The sequence below is a fragment of the Arthrobacter sp. StoSoilB22 genome (assembly GCF_019977315.1).
Classification (GTDB): Bacteria; Actinomycetota; Actinomycetes; order Actinomycetales; family Micrococcaceae; genus Arthrobacter.
In genome coordinates this window covers 1,877,763-1,895,432 of record NZ_AP024652.1, presented here as the reverse complement: position 1 = coordinate 1,895,432, position 17,670 = coordinate 1,877,763, and the positions used below count along the sequence as shown (strand labels likewise).

The window sequence follows — 17,670 nt, the reverse complement described above, 5'->3', positions numbered from 1 at the left end:
CCTTGCAACTATTCGCCGTGATTCAGGTGCTGCCTCAGTTCCTGACGGCGATTGCGGCAGCTCCCGCTGCCTTGAATTCAGTGATGCGTTCGCGCGGTGTGGAGTCGCTGACCAGCGCCTCCCCCACCAGGATGGCGTTGGCGCCGCCCGCGGCGTAATGAGAGACGTCCTCGGGACCCCTGACGCCGGATTCGGCCACGATGACGGACTCAGCCGGAATCAAACCGGCCAATGATCCGAAAACGGAACGGTCGACGTCGAGCGTTTTGAGGTTGCGCACATTGATGCCAATGATCTTGGCCTGCGCCGCGACAGCTCGCTCGATTTCCTCTTCGGTGTGCGTCTCCACCAGGACGTTCATGCCGAGCTCGTGGCTCAGAGCACTGAAGTCAGCAAGCTCCGAGTCGGACAGCGCCGCAACGATCAACAGGATGAGATCGGCACCGTGTGCACGGGCTTCCCAGATCTGGTACTCGTCAACGGTGAAGTCCTTGCGCAGCAACGGCGTTTCGACGGCGGCACGTACGGCGTCGAGGTCCGCCAGGGAGCCGCCGAAGCGGCGCTGTTCGGTGAGGACGCTGATCACGGAAGCCCCGCCGTCGGCATACTGCGCCGCAAGCGACGCGGGATCGGCGATGGACGCGAGATCACCTTTGGAAGGGCTGCGACGCTTGATTTCGGCGATGACTTTGAGGTCGTTGCGGATGGATGACGGGCCACCCAAGGCGGCCCATGCATCACGGGCCGGAGCAGCGCTAGCGGCGCGCTCCTTCAGCTCCGCGAGGGACACGAGACCACGCCGGGCCTCCATGTCCTCCTTGACGCCAACAATGATGTCATCAAGAACGGTCACGATTAGTGACCGTTGTTCTGCAGCTTGCTGCCGCCAACTCCGTAGCCTGCCTTGCGCATGACGAAGCCCACGATCAGGCCGATAACCATGACCACCAGTCCGCCGACGAAGATCGGGGTGTTGGCGATGACAAATGCGATGGAAGAAATCAGGGCGCCCACCAGCATCACAAGTACGCAGGTCCAGGCAGCCGGGCTGTTTCCGTGGCCAATGGCGTCAGCGTGGCTGGCCATCTTGGATTCAGCTTGGTTTGCGGACACTGTGGTTTTGCTCATGTGAAATCTCCTCAGGATGAATACTGCTTACATTCTGCCATTTATTGACGACGGCCGGGACATCGCCGGACGTCATCGCAGGTGTGGTCGGCTTTGTTGCGCCGGGGAACCCGAAAGTCCGAGGCGACTGCCTACGTGGGGTCTTCTCCGCGCGAGAGGCTGTCCCAGCTGTCGATCTCGTCAACGGGTTCGTTGCTGCTCTTCTTACTTCTCGTCCCGGCGTCATATTTGGTCCGTGAGGTCCAGTGACGAGCCGCAAGCGGCAAGAGAACAGCGCAGACCGCCAGAAGGGAACCGGCAATGATGGCAAGCACGGGGAACACAGTAACTGCTGCATCGGCCTGCCCGCCCGATACTCCCGTGGCTGCAGCTATGGAACCTTGCGCGGCTCCCAACGGATCCAGCATGACGGTCACTGCCGCGAGGATGATCCCCGCAGCTGACAAAACAATGAGGACTGCAATGATCCAGCGCGCTATCTTTCCGGCGATGGATGCAGCCAAGCCGCCCGCCAGAGCGACGACAGCCAGTGCTGTGACCGCGGTAGCCGCTTTGCTTCCTTGGACATGGAGGTCACTGTTGGAGGCACCAGTGGGGTCCAGCCGGACCTCGATCCAGGTCTGAGTGGTGGCTCCAAAAACGGCCAGCGCAAGGATGGTGGTGGCCAGAACCAGAGTGGATTTTCGCGCCCACCGCGGAGACTGCCTCACAGAAGGTGCTGAAGATGCCGCGCTCATGAAGCCGACGTCCCGGTGTCGGATTCATCTGCGCTCCGCACAGACCTTGCGGAAATGTTCTGCAACGAACCGGCCGTGTGCACCGCACGGAGAGGTGCGGCAGCTTTGTTCACCGTTTCAAGGGCTTCCGAAGGCTTGTGCGAATCGGCCACGATCCCACCGCCGGCCTGGACGTAGGCGCGCCCCTCACGGAGCAGTGCGGACCGGATGGCAATGGCCATGTCCATGTCTCCGGCGAAGTCCAAGTAGCCCACCACGCCGCCGTAGATGCCACGCCGGTGCGGTTCGAGTTCGTCCAGCAGCCTGAGCGCACGCGGCTTGGGAGCACCAGAAAGAGTGCCCGCCGGAAAAGTCGCTTTGAGGACGTCGTAGGCCTTTGCGTGCGGGGCGAGCTCGCCTACCACGGTGGACACCAGGTGCATGATGTGGCTGAACCGCTCCACTTCCATGAACTGCGTAACGTCCACGGTTCCGGCCACACAGACCTTGGAGAGGTCGTTGCGTGAGAGATCCACCAGCATCAGGTGCTCTGCGCGCTCTTTCTGGTCTGCCAGAAGCTCAGTAGCCAATGCCTTGTCGGCCTCCACCGTCTTGCCACGGGGGCGCGAGCCGGCGATGGGGTGGGTAATGACTTCCTGTCCGGTCACCGTGACCAAGGCCTCCGGTGAGGAGCCCACAATCGAGTACTCGCGGCCGTCCGCGTCCTCCAGGCTGAAGAGGTACATATACGGGCTGGGGTTGGTGTTGCGCAGGACGCGATAAACATCCAGGGGGTCCGCGGCGCATTCCATTTCGAATCGCCGCGAGATCACTACCTGGAAAACCTCACCGTCAACAATGGCTTCCTTGCCGCGGTCGATTGCTTCCAGGTATTTGGCCTCGTCCCAGCGTTCCTGGACGCTCGAGGCGAAGTCCAGGGCAGCCGTTTCAAGCACGGACACGGGCTGGGCAACCGGTGTGCTGATCTGCTCCAGCAGCGCCTTCACCCGGGCTACGGCGTCGTGCCAGGCATCATCCACCCGCTCGGAGCTGTCATCGAAATTAATGGCGTTGGCAATCAGGAGGACGGTGCCGTCCATATTGTCGTGCACCGCCATGTCGGTGACCAGGTTCAGTGCCATCTCGGGCAGCTGCAGATCATCTTCGGGCGGGGACGTCAGCCGCTCCCAATGGCGCACAGCTTCCCACCCGAGGAAGCCCACCAAACCGGACGTGAACGGCGGCAACCCATCAAAGCGGTCAGTTTGGAGTGCCGCGACGGTGTCCCGCACAGCGTCAACGGGGTTACCCGAGACAGGAACTCCCACGGGTGGCTCACCAATCCAGTGCGCCTGGCCGTCTTTGGTGGTCAGCGTGGCACGGGACTTGGAACCGATGAAGGAGTAGCGCGACCACGCGCCGCCAACCGCAGCGGATTCCAAGAGGAAGGTTCCCGGTTGCCCCTTGGCCAGCTTTCGGTACAGGCCAATGGGAGTCTCGGCATCCGCCAAGACCTTGAGTCGGACAGGGATGACACGGCTGTGGACGGCGAGTTCGCGGAACTCTTCCAGGCCCGGGCTGATGATTCCAAGGTCCTGCATGGCTATGTTTTCCGCCTTATTGTCTGAGGTGGTGCGTCAGTGGAAAGTGGTGGGTGCCTTAGTCGCGGTGGCCCGTAACAACTGTGAAGTCGCGACCATCGAAGCAGGTCCGGGTTCCGGTGTGGCAGGCTGCGCCGATCTGGTCCACGCGGATCAGGAGGGCATCGCCGTCGCAGTCAAGGGCGACAGACTTCACGAACTGTACGTGTCCGGAGGTGTCGCCCTTACGCCAGTACTCCTGACGGGAGCGGGAGTAGAACGTGACCCTGCCGGAGGTCATGGTGCGGTGGAGAGCCTCATCATCCATCCAGCCGAGCATGAGGACCTCATGGGTGTCGTGCTGCTGCACGATAGCTGCGACGAGGCCGGAAGAATCCCGTTTCAGGGCGCTGGCGATCTCCTGCGGCAAAGGGCTCGCGGGCTCGCTTGAGGGCTCCGCGGCAGGAGTTGGGCTGGGGGCGGACTGCTCTGACATCAGATCAAGTCTAGTGCCTTTGGCGGGAGCCGGATTCTGCGGCGGTTCCACTGCGCAAGAGTGCTCCGATCGTGCTAGTTTCACAAGTGATGCATTTCGTCGATCCTTCCCGAGAAGTACTGGCCGAAACCCTTCTGGCGGCCGGACCTGACTCCCCCACGCTCTGCGAAGGGTGGCAGACGCGGGATCTTGCTGCGCATTTGTATCTGCGCGAACGGAAGATTGCAGTGGGTTTGGGCCTGCTGATTCCCAGTTTGGGCAAGGCCTCGGAGAAGGCCACCTCCAAACTCGCTGCCAAGCTCCAGAGCCCTGAAGCCTATGCGGACCTCATCAAGACGTTCCGCGCCGGCCCTCCGGCCCTCTCCCCCTTGAAGATCAAAGCCTTGGATGAGACGTCCAATCTCATTGAGTACTTTGTTCACACCGAGGACATTCGCCGCGCCGGCGACCGTTGGGCACCCCGGGCACTCGACGAAGCCTATTCGGATGCCCTCTGGGACGACCTCATCAAGCGCGCTGCCTTCCTTTACCGCGGTGTAGACCTCGGTATTGTGCTTGTGCGACCCACCGGTCCCCGACACGTAGCCAAGCGAGCCCCCGTTTCAGTAGCAATCGTCGGCGAGCCCGGCGAACTGCTTATGCACGCTCATGGACGTACCAGCCAGGCGCTCGTCACCTTCGAAGGCCAGCCGGACGCCGTCGCGCTCTTGCAGTCAGCCGACATCGGCCTCTAAATGCGCAATGGAGGGTCACCTGCACGGTGACCCTCCATTGCCTTTTAAGCTCTACTGATCAGCGAACCTCGAAGCCTGCCTCACGAATCGCGGTCTTCACCTGGGCGATCATGTCATCCGGGCCAAAGTGGAACACCGAGGCCGCCAGCACGGCGTCCGCGCCAGCCTCCACGGCGGGCGGGAAATGGGCAGGCACGCCGGCCCCGCCCGAAGCAATGATGGGGATGTTCACCGCAGCACGGACCAAGCGGATCAGTTCAAGGTCGAAGCCGTCCTTCGTGCCATCGGCGTCGATCGAGTTGAGCAGGATCTCTCCCACGCCCCTGTCGGCGGCTTCCTTGGCCCAGGCGATCGCATCGATTCCGGTACCGGTGCGGCCACCGTGGGTGGTCACTTCAAAACCGGACGACGTCGGGACGTCACCGTCACGGGTACGGCGCGCGTCCACCGAGAGCACCAGGACCTGCGAGCCGAAGTGACGGGTGATTTCATCGATCACATCGGGGCGGGCGACAGCCGCGGTGTTGATGGACGCCTTGTCCGCACCGAAGCGCAGGAGCTTGTCCACCTCTGCCACGCCACGAACACCACCACCCACGGTCAAGGGAATGAAGACTTCCTCAGCCGTGCGGCGGACCACGTCGAACGTGGTTTCGCGGTTGCCGGACGACGCAGTGACGTCCAGGAACGTCAATTCGTCGGCCCCGCCGTTATCGTACCGGTGCGCGAGTTCCACTGGATCTCCGGCATCTCGGAGTCCTTCAAAATTGACGCCCTTGACCACCCGGCCTGCATCGACATCCAGGCATGGGATGACGCGTACGGCTACAGCCATGTGCTGCTCCTAAGTTCTACTGGGCTTGCTGTCCGTGGATCAGATGCGGCAAGCGTGGATGCTGCTGACCAGGATGGCGCGTGCTCCGAGGTCGTAGAGCTCGTCCATGATGCGGTTGGTTTCCTTCTTGGGAACCATGGACCGCACAGCAACCCACTCCGAATCCCGCAGCGGTGAGACCGTGGGCGATTCCAGGCCGGGAGTCAGTGCAGCCGCGTCCTCCACCAGGTCTTTGCGGATGTCGTAATCCATCAGGACGTACTGGCGGGCTACGAGGACTCCCTGGAGTCGACGGATGAGAATCTCGATTTCCTTGGCTGTCCCGTTGGCGGCTCCGCCCGAACCGGACCGGCGGATCAGCACGGCCTCGGACTTCAGGATGGGATCGCCAAAGATCTCCATGCCGGCAGCTTTGAGCGTGTTACCTGTTTCAACGACGTCGGCGATTGCGTCCGCGACGCCCAGACGCACGGAAGACTCAACGGCTCCGTCCAGCCGGACCACGGTGGCGTTCACGCCGCGCTCGGAAAGGTAATCGCGCAAAAGTCCGTCGTAACTGGTTGCCAGGCGCTTGCCTTCGAGCTGCTCGACGCCGGTGAAGTCACCTACCGGTCCAGCGAACCGGAACGTGGACGGCGCGAAGCCCAAAGGAAGCAGTTCTTCGGCTTCCACTTTTGCGTCCAGCAACAGGTCGCGGCCGGTGATGCCGACGTCCAGGGTTCCCTGGCCGACGTAAACGGCGATGTCGCGGGGACGGAGGAAGAAGAACTCAATGTCATTGTCGGGATCAACCATGACCAGTTCGCGGGTGTCGCGGCGCTGGCGGTAACCAGCCTCGGACAACATTGCCGAGGCGGCTTCGGACAGGGATCCCTTGTTGGGGACTGCTACACGGAGCATTGGGAGACTTTCTTTTTGGAATGGAGGTTTTCAGGCACCTTGGCCACGCAGGGGGCTCCGCAACAGGCAAGCGGAGTGGCGTGGCTAGAGATGCTTGTAAACGTCTTCCAGGCTGAGGCCCTTGGCGAGCATGAGGACCTGCAGGTGGTACAGCAACTGGGAGATTTCCTCAGCGGCGGCTTCGTCCGATTCGTACTCCGCGGCCATCCAGACTTCGGCGGCCTCTTCGACCACCTTTTTACCGATGCCATGGATTCCGGAGTCCAGTTCGGCAACCGTGCGCGAACCTGCCGGGCGGGTCGCTGCTTTCTCACTCAGTTCTGCGAACAGCGTCTCGAAATTCTTCACGCCCTCCAGACTACTTGCTCAGGGGCAACCACCGCTTGTTGGGGCGTTGCATGACGAAGGGGATGTGAGTGAAGACACACTCACATCCCCTTCGATCCAGGCGTTTAGCTGTACTGCTTGAGTGTCACAGCCGTGGCCAAGGCAGCGGTCACTGCTTCGTGTCCCTTGTCCTCCTTGGAACCCGGAAGGCCGGCACGGTCGATGCCCTGCTGCTCGGTGTCGCAAGTGAGGACGCCGAAGCCAACAGGCACTCCGGTGCGGACGCTGACGTCGGTGAGGCCCGACGTCGCGGCCTGGCAGACGTAGTCGAAGTGTGGGGTCCCGCCGCGGATCACTACGCCGAGGGCTACCACAGCGTCGAAGTGGGGCGCGAGCCTGGCCGCGGCAACCGGAAGTTCAAAGCTGCCCGGAACCCGCAGGAGCGTGGGTTCGGCGATGCCGGCTTCCTTGGCTGCGCGGAGGGCACCGTCAACCAGCCCGTCCATGATCTGTGTGTGCCAGCTCGCGGCCACAATGGCCAACTTCAGCTGTGAGGTTTCCTCGGGGTTGAGGGTGGTGAGGTCGATAGTTGGTGCGCCGTGGCCGCTCATAGTTGCTGGGGATCCGTTCAGTCTTGGTTGTTGTCAAAGGGCAGGGATGCCGGCGTCTTGCCGTTGCTGACGGGCTGGACGTCCAGCGCCAGTCGGTGGTCCATCCGGTCTTTCTTGGTCTGCAGGTAGCGGAGGTTCTGTTCGCGGGAGGGAACCTCGGTGGGCACCATCTCCACCACCGTGACACCGGCTTGGGCGAGGCGGTTCTGCTTATCGGGGTTGTTGCTCAGCAACCTGACCTCGTGCAGTCCCATTTCCGCTAGGATCTGGCCCGCGGCAGTGTAGGAGCGCGCATCTACAGGCAGGCCGAGCTGTTCGTTGGCTTCCACTGTGTCAAAGCCGGCTTCCTGCAGCGCATATGCCTTGATTTTGTTGGCCAACCCGATGCCCCGGCCCTCTTGGCCGCGCAGGTACAGCAAGGTCCCGCCCTCTGCTTGGATGAGCTCCAGGGCAAAGGCCAACTGTTCTCCGCAGTCGCAGCGGTAGGAACCAAACACATCACCGGTGAGGCACTCCGAATGCAGCCTTACCAATGGTGCACGGCCGCCCTTGGGCGGGTTGGGGGAACTCACGGCGAGGTGCTCGTGGCCGGTCTCATGGTCAGTCCACGCCTGTGCCACAAAGTCACCAAAAGCCGTAGGCAATTGCACGATCGGCCCACCACTGACGGGGTGCGTCCCGGGGCCGGTGTGGTCGCTGCTGCGTGTGGTCGATGCGGTCATCGCTTCTCCTCGTCCTCCTGTGAAACATGTGCTTTCCGGGACTCTACCGCCTCAACATACGACACCAGGTCCTCGATGGAGATGAGGGGGCATCCATGTTCAGCGGCAAAATCACGGAGACTGTCCAGCCGCATCATTTCACCGTCGTCATGTACCAACTCTGCGATCACACCCACCGGAGCGAGCCCGGCAAGCCGACACAGGTCCACGGCAGCTTCCGTGTGACCTGGGCGTTCACGCACTCCCCCGTTAACCGCACGCAGCGGGAAAATATGCCCGGGGCGTGTGATCGATGCCGGAGTGCTGTTTGGATCCGCCAAAATTCGGGCAGTCAAAGCGCGGTCAGTAGCTGAGATTCCGGTGCTGACTCCGATCGCAGCATCGCAGGAAACGGTGTAGGCGGTTCCCTTTGCGTCCTCGTTGATCTCCACCATAGGCGGCAGGATCAGGGCGTCCGCGCGCTCTGAATCCAAGGGAACACAGATGACTCCGGATGAATAACGGATGGTCCAGCCCATGAGCGCCGGCGTTGCGTGCTCGGCGGCGAAAATGATGTCGCCTTCGTTTTCCCGGTCTTCGTTGTCCACCACGATCACGGCCCTGCCGGCGGCCATGGCGGCGATGGCGGATTCGACAGGATCCAGGCCGGTACGTCCCGTTCCGGCCGGAGTTGTTTTGGCGGGAGCGCTCATCAGTTGCCTCCCTGCCGGGGCGCGAAGGACAGGAGGCGTTCGGTGTACTTGGCCAACACATCAACTTCGATGTTCACCCGGCCACCCACCGCTTTGGCGCCCAAGCCGGTTTCCTCCAGCGTAGTGGGAATCAGACCTACTTCAAACCACGGCGCCGTTTCTGCGGCGGGGCTGACCGCGGTCACGGTCAATGAAACACCGTCGACGGCGATCGAACCCTTTTCGGCGATGTACCGTGCCAGCGTGGCCGGCACTCCAAACCTCAGCCGGTCCCAGTTCCCCAGCGGCTCGCGTTCCAGCAGTTCACCTACACCGTCCACATGGCCTTGGACAACGTGCCCGTCCAGCCGTCCGCCGGCCGGAACGCAGCGTTCCAGGTTTACGGCATCTCCCGCCGTCAGCTCGCCAATGGTTGTCCGGACGAGGGTCTCCCCCATGACGTCCACGCTGAAGTCCTGGCCCTCGATCTGCGTGGCGGTCAGGCACACCCCGTTGACGGCAATGGAGCCACCCAAGGGCAAGCCGTCTGCCGTGGTAGGCGCTTTCAGCCTCAATGTTGCGCTGGCATCGCCATCATGCTCAATGCCAAGCACAGTGCCTTGCTCGGCAACGATTCCCGTAAACATCAGTTTCCTCCTGTGAGATGTTCCGCAGCTTCTCCGTGAAGAACCACATTTTTCTGCGAAACCGAATTCTTGATAGTGCTGGCGGCGCCCCGTGGTGACCGCAGGTGTAGCCGAAGGTCGTTGCCCAGAATCCGGACAGCGCCGCCACCGGCGTCGTCCCAGGACCAGTGCTGGGCGTCCGCAAGTGTGGTGATACCGAGGTCGTGAAGTGCCGGGGTACCGGATCCGAGCAACGTGGGAGCGAGGTAGACGATCAGTTCGTCCACCAGGTCCGCGGCAAGGAAAGTGCTCAAAATGGAGGAGCCTCCTTCCACCATGAGGTGGCGGACCCCCTGTTCGAACAGCAGGCCCAAGGCTTCCGCCGGATCGCGCGTGGGCAGGTGAAGGAAACGCCCGTCGGTTCCCCGGACTGCAGCATCTTCAGGGACTTCCCGCAAACCCATGACTGCACGGAGGGGCTGGTGGGCCGAGAGCCCGCCCTCCGGTGTCCGCGCCGTCAATCGCGGGTTGTCGATCAGCACCGTCCCGGTTCCTACCAGGATCGCGTCGATCAGACCCCGCAGTCCGTGGTTGTCAGCAAGCGACTCCGGACAGGAGATCCATTGGCTGGTGCCGTCCACAGCGGCAATTCTGCTGTCCAGGGTCTGGGCTATATGCAAGGTGACGAAGGGACGCTTCGCCGCAACGGCGTCGAACCAGTCACGGTTCAGGTCCAGTGCCCTGCTACCTTCCAGTCCGGACCTGACGTCAATGCCGGCGGCAGTGAGCGTGCGCGCACCCCCCGCGGCGGGGTCATGGGGATCGTCGACGGCGTAGATCACCCTTGCGATGCCTGCGTCAATGATGGCCTGGGCGCAGGGCCCGGTTCTGCCCACATGGTTGCAGGGCTCCAACGTGACAACCATGGTGGTTCCTGCAGTCTCGACGCCGTTCTTCCGGGCTTCGGAGATCGCGTCGGCTTCGGCATGGGCCGTTCCGGCCCCTCGGTGATAACCGGTTGCCAGTTGCTTTCCCTCCGGACTGAGGATGACCGCCCCTACCAACGGGTTGGCTCCCCGCGGTCCGGCAAGTGCAGCTTTTAATGCGGCTTCCATGGCCGCATTTTCTGCTGCCGTGTAAAACGTATTGGCTAAGCTCACTGGAGGGCCCCCGCGGACACAGCAGCGACTACGGGCTCGGCGTCGCGGCCGGCACGTTCGCGCTTTTCGGCCCGCCACCACACGAAGAACCCGGTGAGGGTAAAGAAGCCGTAGAACAGGTACATCACCGCGCTGGCGTAATAGCCTGCGCTGAACAGCAGCGGCACTCCCACAATGTCAACGGCCACCCAAATCAACCAAAATTCAGTCCATCCACGTGCCATGCCGTAGGTTGCCAGCAGGGACCCCATGAAGGTCCATGCGTCTGCCCAGACGGGCGGATAGGAGCCAAGGGCGTCGAACACGGGCGTCAGTGCAGCCGTGCCCGCCACCATCGCACCAATCAGCGCGAAGCGGACCTTGTTACTGGCCCAACCGGGGACAATTGCACGCCCTTGGGTACCCGACTGCCGGCCTTGCTGCCACCGGTACCAGCCATAAACAGCCACTGCGATGAACATGATCTGGCGGGCGGCCTGTCCCCACAGCGTGGCCGGTGCTGCGGCACCGAATACGTTGCCCAGGAAGACCGTGAGCAAGAGGATGTTACCCACGATGCCGATTGGCCAAGCCCAGACTTTTCGGCGCATACCGCCGAGGGCGCTGAGTAGCCCAAAGATGTTTCCAAGCACTTCGCGTAAGACAAGAGCAGATCCTCCAACGGGGATCTGTGCTTCGAAGAGCCATCGCAGAAAGTCCATGCCGTTCCTTCCCAGTAAGCCGCGATGACTCCGGGGGTGTACGACAGCGCAATGCCGGGCGTCGCGAAAGGGACGCCCAAGGCATGACTGTACGTGCTTCTCCCATCCAGACTTTAACTGTCGGTACTGGAATTTCACCAGTTCAACCGTCTGCCACCGAACGTCCAATTTCTTGGACTCCAGTGGCTCGCGGGTCGCGGACTATAACCGCCGGTTCGGACTTACACCGACCCCGGAGCACGTATGTGTGTTGTTATTCTGCCACAACTACAAAGATGTCCGGGCTATTCCCGGGCCATTTTCGTAACATGTGGTGACGGTCGTCAGCCGTTTGTCCAAGCAGCGGCTTGACCTGCTGCACGAAGCTTCTCGATCGCCTCCGCGGGATCTGGATGCCCGTACACGGCCGAGCCTGCAACAAAGACGTTCGCGCCGGCTTCAGCCGCGCGCGCAATGGTCTCCTCAGTGATACCACCGTCCACCTGGATGGCGACGCCGATCCCCGACCCCTCAATCGCTGCCCGCGCACGCCGGATCTTGGGCAACGTAATGTCCAGGAATGCCTGACCCCCGAATCCGGGCTCCACGGTCATGATCAACAGCATGTCCAGTTCGCTGAGCATGTCCAGGTAAGGCTCCACGGGTGAAGCGGGACGTAAGGCCATGCCGGCCTTGGACCCCCTGGCGCGCAGTTCGCGGGCCAGCTTGACCGGCGCCATGGCAGCTTCGGCGTGGAACGTCACCGACGCGACGCCGGCGTCCGCGTAGGCAGGCGCCCAGCGGTCGGCGTCGGAGATCATCAAGTGTGCGTCCAGCGGAACCGGGCTGACTGCTTGGATCCTTTGCACCACGGGCAGGCCCAGCGTCAGGTTGGGAACAAAATGGTTGTCCATAACGTCCACGTGGACGGCATCGGCATTGCTGATCCGTTGCAGTTCCGCCTCAAGGTTGACGAAATCCGCTGACAGGATGCTCGGGTTGATACAGCACTGAGACAAAGCAGCCCCTTCGGGTGGGTGGGAATGGGAAACCGGGTTACGGCAGCTACGGCTTTTTGCGGATGAGTGCCATAAACATGGCATCCGTTTGGTGAACGTGCGGCCATAGCTGGGCCGTGAGGTCATGACCTGCACCAAGATTTCCGGTAAGGCTGACATCGTCCAACGCCTGCCCGGCGTCCAGCAGTTCAAGGTCCTCACGCTTGGCAAGCACGTCCGTAACAACGGCCGTGGTCTCGGCCGGATGCGGCGAGCACGTCACATACGCCACCACGCCACCGGGCCTGACGGCATCAAGCGCGGACTTCAACAGGTCACGCTGCAACGGACCCAGGTCACCGATGTCCGCGGGAGAGCGGCGCCACCGGGATTCCGGCCGCCTTCGCAGGGCACCAAGTCCACTGCAAGGTACGTCCACCAACACGCGGTCAAAAGTTTCGGGCTGCTCCGCACCCACTTCGCGGCCGTCGCCGGTCCGCACTGTCCACGCCTCATGCGGCACAGCCGAGAGTGCCTGCTGAACAAGTTTGGCCCGGTGCGGTGCCGGCTCATTGGCCAGGAGGGTAGCGCCGTCGCGGTGCGCCAAGGCAGCAAGGAGCGCAGCCTTGCCACCGGGCCCCGCGCACAAGTCCAACCACCGTTCACTCTGTGCAGGAGAATTGCCCAGCTCAACTCCAGCCAAAGCACGGGCAACCAGCTGGGATCCCACGTCCTGGACGCGCGTAGTACCGCGGCGGACCGATTCAAAACGGCCCAAGTCCCCGCCGGCTGAAAGAGCTGAATCTTCCACCAGCTCACCTGCAGTAGCTCCATGATCGAAAGCCTCATCCAGGTTTCCAAGACCGGGCAACGCCACCAGGTTAACCACCGGGGCCGCGTTATCGGCCTCCAAGAGCGCATCAATCTCGGATTTGGGGCGACCGTGGTTCACCAGGGATTGGCGGAGTGCACGGACAATCCATTCCGGGTGGGCGTGGCGCAGGGCAGCAATTTTGGTCTCGTCGGATTCGTCATCCAGCACGATCTCCAGCCACTCGCCCATGGTGTGGGCAGTGACCTTGCGAAGTACGGCGTTGATGAGGGCCGATGGTCCGGCTCCGATGACGGCGCGTGCCAGGCCGACGGTCTGATCCAGCGCTGCGTGCGCCGGAACACGCATGGAGAGCAGCTGGTGGGCGCCGATTCGCAGCGCATCCAGGATGGCCGGATCCAGTTGCTCCAAGGGACGGTCCACGCAACGGGCCAGGATGGCATCGTAGGTACCCTGCCCGCGCAAAGCCCCGTAGCTCAATTCAGTGGCGAAGCCAGCATCGCGCCGGTCCAGGCGGTGCTCGCGGATACGTGCCGGCAGCACCAAGTTTGCATAGGCGTCTTCGGAGGCAACCGCCCGAAGAACTTCAAAGGCCACGAGCCGGGCTGGATCAGCGCGACGTGTGCGTTGCGAAGGAGCGTTATTGGTAAAACCCCTTTGCGGTCCCCTGTTCCGTTCCCGGCCCTGCGCGTTGCGTTTGCTTTCGCTGCGGGCGCCACGGTTACCCTGTGAGTCCCGGTTGCCCGCCCCGCCGCCGTCCCGGCTCCCGCTGTTGTTGGGGCCTCGCCGGCCGGACTCGCTCATTCGAATACCACTCTCTCGGGTGTTGCCAGGCCGCGCGCCCAATCGGCAGGCGACATCATTTTCTTACCGGCCGGTTGGATCCGGCCAAGCTCCACTGCATGGGAACCGGTACCTACCAGAACCGACTTGCCGTCCACCTTGATGCTCCCCGGCGGAAGATCCTTGATATCGGGCCGGAGAGTCACGGGTTCAAGTTTGACCCTCTGGCCGTCCAAGGTTGTCCATGCTCCGGGTTCAGGGGTAACTCCTCGCACCCGGCGGTTCAAGGCAAGGGCCGGCTGCTGCCAGTCGAGACGACCGTCGTCGAGCGTCAGCTTGGGGGCGAGGGAGATCTCCCCGGTCTGCGGCTGAGGAGCAGCCTGCCCGGTATCAATGGCGGAAAGGGTCTGGCTCAGCAGTACCGCGCCACTGATGGACAGGCGCTCGAGCAGATCACCCGCGGTATCTTCAGGACGAACTGTTTCTGTGAGTGTGCCAAATACAGGCCCGGTATCCAGGCCTTCTTCAAGCTGGAAAGTAGCCGCCCCGGTGACGTCATCGCCCGCGATGATGGATCTTTGCACGGGCGCCGCACCGCGCCATGCAGGGAGGAGCGAGAAGTGCAGGTTGACCCAGCCGTGGGTGGGTACACCCAGCGCGGCCTTGGGAACAATGCCGCCGTAAGCAACGATTGCGGCGACGTCGGGAGCGAATTCCGCGATTCTCTGTGTGGTTTCCGCGTCGACCTTTGCCGCTCGAATGACCTCGATACCAAGTTCCATGGCTCGTGCAGCAACCGGCGAAGGCGTCAGAACGCGCTTGCGGCCCACGGGCGCATCAGGCCGGGTGAGGACCGCAACGATCTGGAAGCCAGCCTTAACCAAGGCATCCAACGACGGCACAGCCACAGCGGGCGTTCCTGCGAAGAGGACCCTCACTCGGGAGCTCCGAAACTACCGCCGCCGAAACTGGAGCCCACGGAGTTGGCGCGTTGGGAGGTTGTTTGCTCCGTGATGGCGTGATAGTTGGCGTTCCGGATGGCACGGAGGGCGGCCTTTCGGTCGTCTCCTTCCAACCTGTCGGTATAGAGGACGCCGTCAAGGTGATCTGTCTCGTGTTGGAAACAACGGGCCAACATGCCCTCCGCCTCCACCGACACCGGATTCCCGTTCAAGTCCACGCCAGTAGCCCTGGTAGCCCGGTAACGGCGCACGGGAAAGCCCAAACCGGGAATGGAGAGGCAACCCTCTACTTCGTCCGGCTGGAAATCCTCACTGTTTTCCAGGACCGGATTGATGATGTGTCCTTCCACTCCCCCAATGCGGTAGGTAAACACACGCTGGCTTACCCCCACCTGAGGAGCGGCGAGGCCGGCACCTTCAACGTCTTCCATGGTTTCGGTCATATCAGCTACCAGCTTGGCGAGCTCCGGACCGAAATCGGTGACGGGGTCAGCTACGGTGCGCAGCACCGGATCCCCGATGATTCGGATACTCAAAATTGCCATCTGCTGTCAGTCCTCACGATCGTCAAACCAGGCTCCGGTTGTTACGGGGCCTAGGCCAGTTTAGTTGAGGTCATGTTGCTGCAGGTGCGGCGCCTGCTGAAGCGAAGACGGGCGGAGCAATAGGGAGCAACGGCTGTCCGGCCGCGACAACGTCCGCTGACATCTCCCACACGCGCCGCAAGGCGCAGAACTTCCACCAGTGGTGCTTGAGGATGTCCGGATTGGCCCGTTGCGGCCTGACTTCGGTCTCGCCGATAGCTACTGCCAGCAACATGGGGTTATCGCCGTACTTCCACGGCTCCCATTCACCTGCAACAGGATCCACCAGACTTTCCTCTGCCTTCATCCCGGCCGCGAGCTGCATGACCACTTTGTCATCCAGGGCTTTGACCGTACCGTCGCGGGTAGTGCCTTTGGTTTTGTAGTCAATCAGGCAGATGCGGCCGTTGATCCGGGCCACGAGGTCCAACGTTCCGGCATAACCCACCGTTTTGTTCCACACCGTGATCTCGGGCGCGAGGGGCTCTACCCGGTAGAGTTCCCACCACTCATCAAAGCGGGCAGCAAAGGCCTGTTCTCCATGGGCGGCGAGGTCTTCCCGGCATTCTTCCAGACGGTGCGGCCGCCCCATGGCCCGCAAAGCCACCTGTTCGCAGTATGTATGAACACGATCCCCGCGTGCTGCAGCTGCATCCCGATAAACCTCAGCGGCCTTGGAGGCTTTGTTGATGGCCTGACGAATCCTGGCAGGACTTCCGAGGATGGCCGGAAGCTCAGGATCTGCAGCCAGGCTGCTTGCGCCCATGTAACTGAACCAACCGTCCAAAGCATGCGCCTGTTGTCCGATCACTGTGGTGATGGACGGCACAGAAAATTGCTCAGTGGTGGAGCGGGCGTACATCCGGCCGTAGTCAGTAGCGTGGGCAAGCAGTGGAGCAGTCATATAAAGACTGTGTCACAGAGGACCGACAGAATTCATCCGCGGAAAGATCACGGCAAGCTGCTCTGGAGGCAGCCTGGCCAGCTTGCCGGCGAGGATCGGCGCGGTCACTGAGAGATCTACAAGGCGGGAGGCAGTTTCCGTGACGGCCGGGAGCGGTTCCGGCTCTTCTTGTTCGCGCATGCTGATGGGTGTCGGGTGCACGTGAATCGTGACGCAGAAACCCGAAATCAGGCAGCCCGCGAGTTGCACTGGAAAACAAGCTGAACAAGGAAAAACCCCGTCCGGACCGACTCAGTCAGTCCAAACGGGGTTTAACCATTGCATACAGGCTGTGGGCGATACTGGGTTCGAACCAGTGACCTCTTCGGTGTGAACGAAGCGCGCTACCACTGCGCCAATCGCCCGGGTGCATAGAAAACACTAACGGACCATCGCCGGAATGCAAAACGGATCCTGATGTTCAGACCGCCCTCGAACTACAACAGTGAAATTACAGCGGTGAGATTCGCCTAAATCCGCGTGAATACAAGGATCCAGCCGCCACTGCGATTAAAAGCAAGCTACCGATTTGGAGTTTGCAGGAACCTCCTATAGAGTTTTTACTCGTCGGAAAGCGACGGAATGCCTGCAAGGCTGCCCGCCGATAACGACACTGCGGACGTAGCTCAGCTGGTAGAGCACCACCTTGCCAAGGTGGATGTCGCGAGTTCGAATCTCGTCGTCCGCTCGCAAGGCACTGTCAAGGCAAGACTTCTTCGGAAATCTGCTTACACGGTGGGTTGGCCGAGAGGCGAGGCAGCGGCCTGCAAAGCCGTATACACGGGTTCGAATCCCGTACCCACCTCGGTGAAAACCATGTCTTCCAGCAGCTGGCTGGATGCATGGGCGATTGGCGCAGCGGTAGCGCGCTTCCCTGACACGGAAGAGGTCACTGGTTCGATCCCAGTATCGCCCACCAGAACAAGGAAACTTGTTTGTTGTTGAAGGCCGGGCATCAACCCGGCAAGCAGCATGTGCGGACGTAGCTCAGCTGGTAGAGCACCACCTTGCCAAGGTGGATGTCGCGAGTTCGAATCTCGTCGTCCGCTCTCCTATTGAAGGACCCGGTAACGGGCGATTGGCGCAGCGGTAGCGCGCTTCCCTGACACGGAAGAGGTCACTGGTTCGATCCCAGTATCGCCCACCAAAACAAGGCAACTTGTTTGTTGTTGACAGCCAGGCTTATACCCGGCAGGCAGCATGTGCGGACGTAGCTCAGCTGGTAGAGCACCACCTTGCCAAGGTGGATGTCGCGAGTTCGAATCTCGTCGTCCGCTCCAGAATAAAGAAAGCAGCTCCCAGGAGCTGCTTTTTTTATGCCCGGATTTTGCGGATATCCAATTCATTAATGGAAGTAACCGATACCCCTCAGAAGAAGTCGC

21 protein-coding genes, 7 tRNA genes and 1 riboswitch are annotated in these 17,670 nt (G+C 61.9%); of the genes, 7 read left to right on the top strand and 21 right to left on the bottom strand.

Going from position 1 to position 17,670, the window contains the following annotated elements; genetic code table 11:
• Positions 1-34 precede the first annotated feature (34 nt).
• The 5 genes from trpC to hisI form a co-directional block, all read right to left on the bottom strand.
• Positions 35-853, bottom strand: a complete 819-nt coding sequence (gene trpC, locus LDN70_RS08960; protein WP_223942333.1) for an indole-3-glycerol phosphate synthase TrpC — start codon at positions 851-853, stop codon at positions 35-37.
• 2 nt (positions 854-855) lie between these two features.
• The gene (locus LDN70_RS08955; RefSeq protein ID WP_142939421.1) at positions 856-1,128 is read right to left on the bottom strand and encodes an HGxxPAAW family protein; all 273 of its coding nucleotides are present in this window, start codon (positions 1,126-1,128) and stop codon (positions 856-858) included.
• A 131-nt stretch (positions 1,129-1,259) separates the two neighbouring features.
• Positions 1,260-1,865, bottom strand: coding sequence for a Trp biosynthesis-associated membrane protein (locus LDN70_RS08950; RefSeq protein ID WP_223942332.1), 606 nt, complete (start codon positions 1,863-1,865; stop codon positions 1,260-1,262).
• Positions 1,862-3,445 carry an anthranilate synthase component I gene (locus LDN70_RS08945; protein ID WP_166842026.1) on the bottom strand — a complete coding sequence of 528 codons (1,584 nt, stop codon included), beginning with the start codon at positions 3,443-3,445 and terminating at the stop codon, positions 1,862-1,864. The genes LDN70_RS08950 and LDN70_RS08945 overlap by 4 nt, the downstream gene beginning before the upstream one ends.
• 58 nt (positions 3,446-3,503) lie before the next feature.
• A complete protein-coding gene (hisI, locus tag LDN70_RS08940) occupies positions 3,504-3,920 on the bottom strand; it encodes a phosphoribosyl-AMP cyclohydrolase (RefSeq protein WP_166842025.1) in 417 nt (138 codons plus the stop codon).
• A gap of 89 nt (positions 3,921-4,009) precedes the next feature.
• Between hisI and LDN70_RS08935 the strand changes: the two genes are divergently transcribed.
• Positions 4,010-4,654, top strand: coding sequence for a TIGR03085 family metal-binding protein (locus LDN70_RS08935; RefSeq protein ID WP_223942616.1), 645 nt, complete (start codon positions 4,010-4,012; stop codon positions 4,652-4,654).
• Positions 4,655-4,712: 58 nt separating this feature from the next.
• On the opposite strand, the gene hisF is transcribed toward LDN70_RS08935, so the two are convergent.
• The 16 genes from hisF to LDN70_RS08855 all read right to left on the bottom strand — a co-directional run bounded on the left by hisF (position 4,713) and on the right by LDN70_RS08855 (position 16,653).
• Complete coding sequence (hisF, locus tag LDN70_RS08930; RefSeq protein ID WP_166842024.1) at positions 4,713-5,489, bottom strand: imidazole glycerol phosphate synthase subunit HisF; 777 nt, start codon at positions 5,487-5,489, stop codon at positions 4,713-4,715.
• 39 nt (positions 5,490-5,528) lie between these two features.
• Positions 5,529-6,389, bottom strand: coding sequence for an ATP phosphoribosyltransferase (gene hisG / locus LDN70_RS08925; protein WP_142939426.1), 861 nt, complete (start codon positions 6,387-6,389; stop codon positions 5,529-5,531).
• Positions 6,390-6,473: 84 nt separating this feature from the next.
• A complete protein-coding gene (locus tag LDN70_RS08920) occupies positions 6,474-6,737 on the bottom strand; it encodes a phosphoribosyl-ATP diphosphatase (protein ID WP_018778638.1) in 264 nt (87 codons plus the stop codon).
• Between the two features lie 104 nt (positions 6,738-6,841).
• Complete coding sequence (gene ribH, locus LDN70_RS08915; protein ID WP_223942331.1) at positions 6,842-7,327, bottom strand: 6,7-dimethyl-8-ribityllumazine synthase; 486 nt, start codon at positions 7,325-7,327, stop codon at positions 6,842-6,844.
• 17 nt (positions 7,328-7,344) lie between these two features.
• A complete protein-coding gene (gene ribA, locus LDN70_RS08910; RefSeq protein WP_223942330.1) occupies positions 7,345-8,049 on the bottom strand; it encodes a GTP cyclohydrolase II in 705 nt (234 codons plus the stop codon).
• Positions 8,046-8,741 carry a 3,4-dihydroxy-2-butanone-4-phosphate synthase gene (ribB, locus tag LDN70_RS08905; protein WP_166842022.1) on the bottom strand — a complete coding sequence of 232 codons (696 nt, stop codon included), beginning with the start codon at positions 8,739-8,741 and terminating at the stop codon, positions 8,046-8,048. Before ribB ends, ribA begins: the two co-directional genes overlap by 4 nt.
• Entirely contained in the window at positions 8,741-9,367 is a 627-nt protein-coding gene (locus LDN70_RS08900; RefSeq protein WP_166842021.1) for a riboflavin synthase, read from the bottom strand. The genes ribB and LDN70_RS08900 overlap by 1 nt, the downstream gene beginning before the upstream one ends.
• Positions 9,367-10,461: a bifunctional diaminohydroxyphosphoribosylaminopyrimidine deaminase/5-amino-6-(5-phosphoribosylamino)uracil reductase RibD gene (ribD, locus tag LDN70_RS08895; RefSeq protein ID WP_208096814.1), complete on the bottom strand. Its 1,095-nt coding sequence runs from the start codon at positions 10,459-10,461 to the stop codon at positions 9,367-9,369. The genes LDN70_RS08900 and ribD overlap by 1 nt, the downstream gene beginning before the upstream one ends.
• Positions 10,462-10,502: 41 nt before the next feature.
• Positions 10,503-11,207, bottom strand: a complete 705-nt coding sequence (pnuC, locus tag LDN70_RS08890) for a nicotinamide riboside transporter PnuC (protein WP_166842019.1) — start codon at positions 11,205-11,207, stop codon at positions 10,503-10,505.
• A gap of 89 nt (positions 11,208-11,296) precedes the next feature.
• Positions 11,297-11,452: riboswitch (FMN riboswitch) on the bottom strand.
• A gap of 78 nt (positions 11,453-11,530) precedes the next feature.
• Positions 11,531-12,205, bottom strand: a complete 675-nt coding sequence (gene rpe, locus LDN70_RS08885) for a ribulose-phosphate 3-epimerase (RefSeq protein ID WP_142939433.1) — start codon at positions 12,203-12,205, stop codon at positions 11,531-11,533.
• A gap of 46 nt (positions 12,206-12,251) precedes the next feature.
• Entirely contained in the window at positions 12,252-13,820 is a 1,569-nt protein-coding gene (locus LDN70_RS08880) for an RsmB/NOP family class I SAM-dependent RNA methyltransferase (RefSeq protein ID WP_223942328.1), read from the bottom strand.
• Entirely contained in the window at positions 13,817-14,737 is a 921-nt protein-coding gene (gene fmt, locus LDN70_RS08875; protein ID WP_223942327.1) for a methionyl-tRNA formyltransferase, read from the bottom strand. The genes LDN70_RS08880 and fmt overlap by 4 nt, the downstream gene beginning before the upstream one ends.
• Positions 14,734-15,306, bottom strand: coding sequence for a peptide deformylase (gene def / locus LDN70_RS08870; protein ID WP_142939436.1), 573 nt, complete (start codon positions 15,304-15,306; stop codon positions 14,734-14,736). The genes fmt and def overlap by 4 nt, the downstream gene beginning before the upstream one ends.
• A gap of 70 nt (positions 15,307-15,376) precedes the next feature.
• Positions 15,377-16,249 (bottom strand): cytochrome, encoded by an 873-nt coding sequence (locus LDN70_RS08865; protein WP_142939437.1) that lies wholly within the window; start codon positions 16,247-16,249, stop codon positions 15,377-15,379.
• 12 nt (positions 16,250-16,261) lie between these two features.
• Positions 16,262-16,429 (bottom strand): hypothetical protein, encoded by a 168-nt coding sequence (locus LDN70_RS08860; RefSeq protein ID WP_223942326.1) that lies wholly within the window; start codon positions 16,427-16,429, stop codon positions 16,262-16,264.
• 152 nt (positions 16,430-16,581) lie between these two features.
• Positions 16,582-16,653: transfer RNA gene (locus LDN70_RS08855), tRNA-Val, on the bottom strand.
• A 250-nt stretch (positions 16,654-16,903) separates the two neighbouring features.
• Here LDN70_RS08855 and LDN70_RS08850 point away from each other — a divergent pair.
• The 6 genes from LDN70_RS08850 (at position 16,904) to LDN70_RS08825 (ending at position 17,568) form a co-directional block, all read left to right on the top strand.
• A tRNA-Gly gene (locus LDN70_RS08850) sits at positions 16,904-16,976 on the top strand.
• A 46-nt stretch (positions 16,977-17,022) separates the two neighbouring features.
• Positions 17,023-17,093: transfer RNA gene (locus tag LDN70_RS08845), tRNA-Cys, on the top strand.
• 39 nt (positions 17,094-17,132) lie between these two features.
• Positions 17,133-17,207 (top strand) — tRNA-Val (locus LDN70_RS08840).
• A gap of 57 nt (positions 17,208-17,264) precedes the next feature.
• Positions 17,265-17,337: transfer RNA gene (locus LDN70_RS08835), tRNA-Gly, on the top strand.
• Between the two features lie 23 nt (positions 17,338-17,360).
• Positions 17,361-17,435: transfer RNA gene (locus LDN70_RS08830), tRNA-Val, on the top strand.
• A gap of 57 nt (positions 17,436-17,492) precedes the next feature.
• Positions 17,493-17,568, top strand: a tRNA-Gly gene (locus tag LDN70_RS08825).
• Positions 17,569-17,670 lie beyond the last annotated feature (102 nt).